Below are 1,514 nucleotides of genomic sequence, written 5' to 3' on the forward strand. Positions count from 1 at the left end.
TGATAAGCACTTTGTTGATTGGGCTGATAGTCCAATGGTCGAAATTACACGCGATAAGGTCAGTGAACGGCACCTCCAGATAAGCAAAAAGTCCCCTTCTGCTGCCAACAAGGTAATGAAGATACTCGGGGCGCTGTTTAATTTCGCCAATGGTCAGTATGAAAAAGGGAATGGTGAAAGCATGTTCTCTGATAACCCTGTTAAGCGCTTATCGCATACGCGCACTTGGAATAAAGATGTAGTGCGAGAGAATAAAATTGAAACCTCTGATATGAAGGATTGGTTTGCCGCAATGCGAGCCCTAACCGAGTCCTCTTTTTACGGCCAGAGAGCTGCTGGTTTTTATTTCCAGCTTGTTTTACTGCATGGGGTTCGTCGTAGGGAAATGGCGAAGCTTAAAATTGAGGATATCAACTTCAAACAAAAGACGTTCACGATTCAGGAAACGAAAAGTGGAAGACCATTAACACTGCCATTAACAGATCACGCAAGAGACTTGTTTAAGGGGCAAATTAAACGGCGTAAGAAAGGCTATGTGTTCGCGAGCGAGCGCTCAAAACATGGCTATATTGATTCGTTTAACTACTTAATGGATAAAGTGATCGAGGAAACAGGAATACAGTTTACCTATCACGATTTACGAAGAACCTTTACAACGGTTGCCGAAAGCTTAGATATCTCTCAGTACGCACTTAAAAGCTTGGTTAATCACTCAACATCGGGTGATATTACCGCGCGCTATGTCATTGCCGATGTAGAGCGTTTGAGAGAGCCTTTGGAGAAAATTCAAGCGTTTATGTTAGATAAAGCTCTAGATTAAAATGTAGAGTGATTATGCAGGGACGTAGACCCGTGTTAAAAAACGCCCCCGTTCTCAAAAACTCTCTACTTTTTATTTGCTTTAGGGTAAAAAACTTGCTGCTTCCTGATATTTGTCGAATAGGAACGCAACTCTATTAGCTTCGCTCTTAAACTTTTTCTTAGTGTAAAGAGCGTCTACGGATTTATCTAGTTCTTGATGGGCTTTAAACAGATCAGCAGGCATTGTTAACGGATCATAAAGATCTTCCAGTGAATCGCCAATATATTTTGATCGCGTATCTAAAATAGTTCGAGCCTTATTTTCGACGTTTGAAATTTGTTTGTCTGTCGGGTTAATTGGGAATGGAAAATTATTGAATACTATTTTAATAGAGTATTGGTAATCACTTTTCATTCGTCCTGCTACTGATCTCATCCAAGCCATATGCATCGTGGATTGAACTAGTCCAAATTCATATAGTGAACCGTTAGGGATGAATTGAACTGTGTTATTGAGAATAACATCATGATCGACAAAAGATATTGGCGCATAGAGCCTTCTTTCGGAAGAAACTTTTGGTATTGCTATAGAGTCTCCTGTATCACTTAATCTAATCTCTCCGAATAAGTAAGGTGTACTTGCTTTTTTAACTGTTTGATCCTTAGGGCTATTCAAGCGAAATTGTTTAACCTTGTTGATTCTGTCCACAACC

Annotated in this window: 2 protein-coding genes; one reads left to right on the top strand and one right to left on the bottom strand. The window is 40.0% G+C overall.

The annotated features are described in order from the left end of the window. A partial coding sequence (locus A3738_RS03860; protein WP_082889957.1) for a tyrosine-type recombinase/integrase occupies positions 1 to 820 on the top strand: 820 nt, incomplete at its 5' end. A gap of 81 nt (positions 821 to 901) precedes the next feature. Here A3738_RS03860 and A3738_RS03865 read toward each other — a convergent pair. Then, on the bottom strand, positions 902 to 1,514 hold a 613-nt coding region (locus A3738_RS03865), incomplete at its 5' end, for a type IIL restriction-modification enzyme MmeI (protein ID WP_231876523.1).

The organism is Oleiphilus sp. HI0066, from assembly GCF_001635725.1.